The 4,963-nt window shown below is 60.8% G+C and carries 5 protein-coding genes; 3 read left to right on the forward strand and 2 right to left on the reverse strand.

Annotation, left to right across the window (positions count from 1 at the left end; all coding sequences use genetic code 11):
* Window positions 1-1,209 (reverse strand): fumarate hydratase (locus AC1D1P_RS14075; protein ID WP_477673416.1); only part of this gene is annotated, 1,209 nt, incomplete at its 3' end.
* Window positions 1,210-1,392: 183 nt separating this feature from the next.
* Here AC1D1P_RS14075 and fumC point away from each other — a divergent pair.
* Window positions 1,393-2,784, forward strand: a complete 1,392-nt coding sequence (gene fumC, locus AC1D1P_RS14080) for a class II fumarate hydratase (RefSeq protein WP_477669048.1) — start codon at window positions 1,393-1,395, stop codon at window positions 2,782-2,784.
* A 56-nt stretch (window positions 2,785-2,840) separates the two neighbouring features.
* Here fumC and AC1D1P_RS14085 read toward each other — a convergent pair whose 3' ends face one another.
* Entirely contained in the window at window positions 2,841-3,296 is a 456-nt protein-coding gene (locus AC1D1P_RS14085) for a hypothetical protein (RefSeq protein WP_477669049.1), read from the reverse strand.
* A gap of 88 nt (window positions 3,297-3,384) precedes the next feature.
* Between AC1D1P_RS14085 and oxlT the strand changes: the two genes are divergently transcribed.
* A complete protein-coding gene (gene oxlT / locus AC1D1P_RS14090) occupies window positions 3,385-4,719 on the forward strand; it encodes an oxalate/formate MFS antiporter (RefSeq protein WP_477673417.1) in 1,335 nt (444 codons plus the stop codon).
* Window positions 4,720-4,788: 69 nt separating this feature from the next.
* On the forward strand, window positions 4,789-4,963 hold a 175-nt coding region (locus AC1D1P_RS14095; protein WP_477673418.1), incomplete at its 3' end, for a Na+/H+ antiporter NhaA.

A 4,963-nucleotide genomic window follows, 5' to 3' on the forward strand; every position in this document is an offset into this window, starting at 1 on the left:
GTCCATGCGGGTGGCAGTGGTCGGGCCGGCAGGTCCTACGGCTTCATCGCGCACTGGATCGACCGGGCCGACGTAGTAGATGACGCGGTTGGTGAAATCCACCGGCAGTTTTTCGCCCTTGCCCAGCATGTCCTGAATGCGCTTGTGCGCCGCGTCGCGGCCGGTCAGCATCTTGCCGTTGAGCAGCAAGGTCTGGCCGGGCTTCCAGCTGGCAACTTCTTCTTTGGTCAGCGTGTTGAGATCGACCTTTTTGCTCTTCTTGTAGTCGGGCGTCCAGTTCACGTTGGGCCAGAGATCCAGCGAAGGCGGGTCCAGGTAGACCGGGCCGCTGCCGTCCATCACGAAGTGCGCGTGGCGCGTGGCGGCGCAGTTGGGGATCATCGCGACAGGCTTGCTGGCCGCGTGCGTCGGGTACATCTTGATCTTGATGTCCAGCACGGTGGTGAGGCCGCCCAGGCCTTGCGCGCCTATGCCCAGCGCGTTGACCTTCTCAAACAGTTCAAGTCGCAGCTCTTCGGTCTTGGTCATCTTGGCGCCAGAAGACGATTTGGCTTGGAGCTCGTACATGTCCAGGTCGTCCATCAGGCTTTCCTTGGCCATCAGCACGGCTTTTTCGGCAGTACCGCCAATGCCGATGCCCAGCATGCCGGGCGGGCACCAGCCTGCGCCCATGGTGGGCACGGTCTTGAGCACCCAGTCGACCACCGAGTCGCCGGGGTTGAGCATGACCATCTTGCTTTTGTTTTCACTGCCGCCGCCTTTGGCCGCCACGGTGACGTCGATCTTGTTGCCGGGCACGAGCTCGGTGAAGATCACGGCCGGTGTGTTGTCTTTGGTGTTCTTGCGGTCGAACTGCGGGTCGGCCACCACAGAGGCGCGCAAGGTGTTGTCAGGGTGGTTGTAGCCACGGCGCACGCCTTCGTTGATGGCGTCGTCAATGCTGCCGGTGAAGCCTTCCCAGCGCACGTCCATGCCGACCTTGAGGAACACGTTGACGATGCCGGTGTCCTGGCAGATCGGGCGCTGGCCCGTCGCGCTCATCTTGCTGTTGGTGAGGATCTGTGCAATCGCATCCCTGGCGGCCGGGCTTTGCTCACGCTCATAGGCGCGCGCCAGGTGGGCGATGTAGTCGGTGGGGTGGTAGTAGCTGATGTACTGCAGGGCAGCGGCTACGGATTCGATGAGGTCGGCTTGCTTGATCGTGGTCATGGTGGGTCGTCGTTATGAGGGCGTTTCGGGGAAATTTCGGGCAAACCCCGCAATTATCCGCCCTTGGGCGGGCGACTCGGGCATGTCGGGCGAGAGGATCCAAAACCCTTCAGATGAGAATCTTTCTCGTCTGCGGTCATACTAGGACTCTTAACCATCTTTTTTGACGCGCAGGATATTTCCATGACGACAAGCAGCACGCGCACGGAGCGCGATACCTTTGGCCCTATCGAGGTGCCGGCCAACAAACTCTGGGGTGCGCAGACGCAGCGCTCGCTGCAGAATTTCGACATCTCGGGCGAGCAGCAGCCACGTGAAATCATCAAGGCGCTGGCGCAGGTCAAGCGCTCATCGGCCAGGGTCAACCATGCGTTGGGCCTTCAGGACGAGAAAAAAACCAAAGCCATCGTGGCCGCAGCCGACGAGGTGATCGCGGGCGGGTATGCGGACGAATTCCCCCTGGTGGTATGGCAGACGGGCTCCGGTACGCAGACCAACATGAACGTCAATGAAGTGCTGGCCAATCGCGCCAGCGAAATTCTGGGCGGCGAGCGCGGCGAGGGCCGCCTGGTGCATCCCAATGACGATGTCAACCGCAGCCAGTCGTCCAACGATGTGTTTCCTACCGCCATGCATGTTGCCGCTGTAGAGGCCATGACCCACAAGCTCCTGCCAGCGATTGCGAAGTTGCGCGCGACGCTGGCGCAAAAAGCCCAAGACTTCGGCACCATCGTGAAGATTGGGCGTACCCATCTGCAGGATGCGACACCACTCACCCTGGGCCAGGAATTCTCGGGTTATGTCGCGCAGCTTGACCACGGCGAAAAGCATGTGCGTGCCGCCTTGCCGCACCTGTATGAACTGGCACTCGGCGGTACTGCCGTTGGTACGGGGCTGAATGCACCGAAGGGGTATGCGGAGCAAGTGGCGGCCGAACTGGCCACGCTGACAGGCCTGCCTTTTGTGACTGCACCCAACAAGTTCGAGGCGCTGGCCTCGGTCGACGGCCTGGTGCATGCGCACGGCGCCCTCAAGACACTCGCCGCCAGCATGATGAAAATCGCCAACGATGTGCGCTGGCTGGCCAGCGGCCCGCGCAGCGGCATCGGCGAGCTCAGCATTCCCGAGAACGAGCCCGGCTCGTCCATCATGCCGGGCAAGGTCAACCCGACGCAGAGCGAAGCCGTCACCATGCTGGCGGCACAGGTGTTCGGCAACGACGTGGCCATCAACTTCGGCGGTGCCTCGGGCAACTTCGAGCTCAATGTGTTCCGGCCCATGGTGGCGCACAACTTTTTGCAAAGCGTGCGCCTGCTGGCCGATGGCATGGTGAGCTTTAACGACCACTGCGCCGTCGGCATTGAGCCGAATCGCGAACGCATCGCCGAGCTGGTTGACCGCTCGCTGATGCTGGTGACGGCGCTGAACACGCACATCGGCTATGACAAGGCCGCCTTCATCGCCAAAAAGGCGCACAAGGAAGGCAGCAGCCTGCGCGATGCGGCACTGGCCTCCGGCCATGTCACGGGCGAGCAGTTTGATGCCTGGGTGCGGCCTGAAAACATGGTGGGCTGACGCTGGCCACACCCGGTTCGGGGGGGGTTAGCTGGTGGGTTGAAGGGATTAAGGGTTTACCCTATGATTGTGTCCGTAGATGCCTCACGCCACAAAGGAAATTCATGACCGCCTTCGCCTTGTATTTGAAGATTGCCCAGCCCGCCGCCAGTGCACGCGTACGCCTTGTATTGCGTGAGCTGGTTGCTGCTACGCCTCTGCATATTTTTATCAGCGCGCTGCGAGCGCGCTAATTTTTGCCGGGCGGTTTGCGCCGCCGGCAGTAGACCGCACCACGCGGTTGCTCTTTTCTCTTGTTTTCTTTTCAGTGCCGCCGGTGCAATGCCGGGCACTTGCTGATCCCGCATTGCGCGCTCAGGCTCAGCGCCGCTAACAAGCGCACTCCCCATTCTGTAAATCAAATCCATCGCAGTGGCCGGGGTTTGGCATGGCGCGATTCTTTCAATCCGCTTTCGTTTTTTTGAGCGATGTGTAAAGTTTTTTTCAAACTTGATCGCGGTCAATGGGCTCATAAATGTCCGCTCTCACAATCCGCTCACAACAACAGCATCAACGATTGCAATCGCAATTTCCACGGCATAAAAGAGACAGGAGACATCAATGACATACGCCCCTACGGCAACCCCCGCACCATCCAGCGCCCATCGCTGGATACAGCTTCTCTTGGGCATCGTCTGCATGGCGATGATTGCCAACCTGCAATATGGCTGGACCCTTTTTGTGAATCCGATTGCCGACAAGTACGGCTGGAGCAAGGCCGCCATTCAGGTGGCCTTCACGATTTTTGTGTTGACCGAAACCTGGCTCGTGCCGATTGAAGGCTACCTGGTCGACCGTTTCGGGCCACGTCCGGTGGTCATGGTCGGCGGCATTCTTTGCGGCGTCGGTTGGGTGATCAATTCTTTTGCCGATTCGCTGATGCTGCTCTACATCGCTGCTGCGATCAGCGGCATTGGCGCGGGTGCGGTGTACGGTACCTGTGTCGGCAATGCCTTGAAGTGGTTTCCGGATCGCCGCGGCCTGGCTGCGGGCCTGACAGCCGCGGGCTTCGGTGCGGGCTCCGCGCTCACCATTCTTCCGATCTCGGCCATGATCAAGGGCAGCGGCTACCAGTCTGCCTTCCTGTATTTCGGGATCATTCAGGGTGTGATCGTATTTGTCGTGTCGTTCCTGCTGACGCGGGCACCGGCGAATCTGGCCAAAAGCGGCTCGATCTCCACGATCAATGTGCAACAGAGCCGGCGCGACTACACGCCGTCCGAAGTCCTGCGTTCACCCGTGTTCTGGGTGATGTACGTCATGTTCGTGATGGTGGCGGCCGGYGGSCTGATGGCTACGGCCCAGCTCGGMCCTATCGCCAAGGATTTCMACGTCGGYGACGTGCCCGTCAGCATCATGGGCCTGGYGCTGCCKGCGCTCACRTTTGCCCTGGCCATTGACCGCGTGCTCAACGGGCTCACCCGTCCGTTCTTTGGTTGGGTGTCGGACCAGATCGGCCGTGAAAAAACGATGCTGATCGCCTTTGGCATCGAGTCGGTGGGCATCCTGGCTCTCTACCAGTTTGGCCACAATCCGGTCGCCTTCGTGGTCTTGACGGKTATGGTGTTCTTCGCCTGGGGCGAAATCTACAGCCTCTTTCCTTCAACCTGCGCCGATACCTTTGGCTCCAAGTACGCTGCATCCAATGCCGGCCTGCTTTACACGGCCAAGGGGACGGCGTCGCTGCTGGTTCCACTGTCCAGCGTGCTCACGGCAATGACCGGCAACTGGCACGCAGTGTTCATTGTCGGTAGCGTCATGAACGCGATCGCGGCGCTGATGGCCTGGTATGTGCTGCGCCCGATGCGGCGTGCCGAGATGGAAAAGGCCGTGCTGCCGGCGGCCGCCTCCGGCAAGGCTGCCAGCTTCGGTCCTCTTCCGCAGTCCGCGCAATAGAGAGCAGCATTGCGGCCCGGAGCCTGCAGCGCAATGGGCCGCCGTCCTGCGGGTCTGGGACAATAGGGCATGCTCAAGTTTGTCCACCGCACCCTCAACCAGTTCATCAATTCGCAATCGCTTTCGGGCGTGGTGCTGGCGCTGGCCGCTGTGGCCGCGCTGGTGTTGAGCAACTCGCCATGGGGTGAGGCTTACAACCGGTTTGTGCAACTGCCAGGTGAGCTGCGGGTGGGCGGTGATCTGC

The organism is Polaromonas sp. P1_E1_2, assembly GCF_056406035.1.

What these genes read in the sequence shown, in the direction of transcription:
- AC1D1P_RS14085 (WP_477669049.1), bottom strand. Translation starts at nt 3,296, where the DNA reads ATGAGCCCATTGACCGCGATCAAGTTTGAAAAAAACTTTACACATCGC.
- fumC (WP_477669048.1), top strand. Translation starts at nt 1,393, where the DNA reads ATGACGACAAGCAGCACGCGCACGGAGCGCGATACCTTTGGCCCTATC.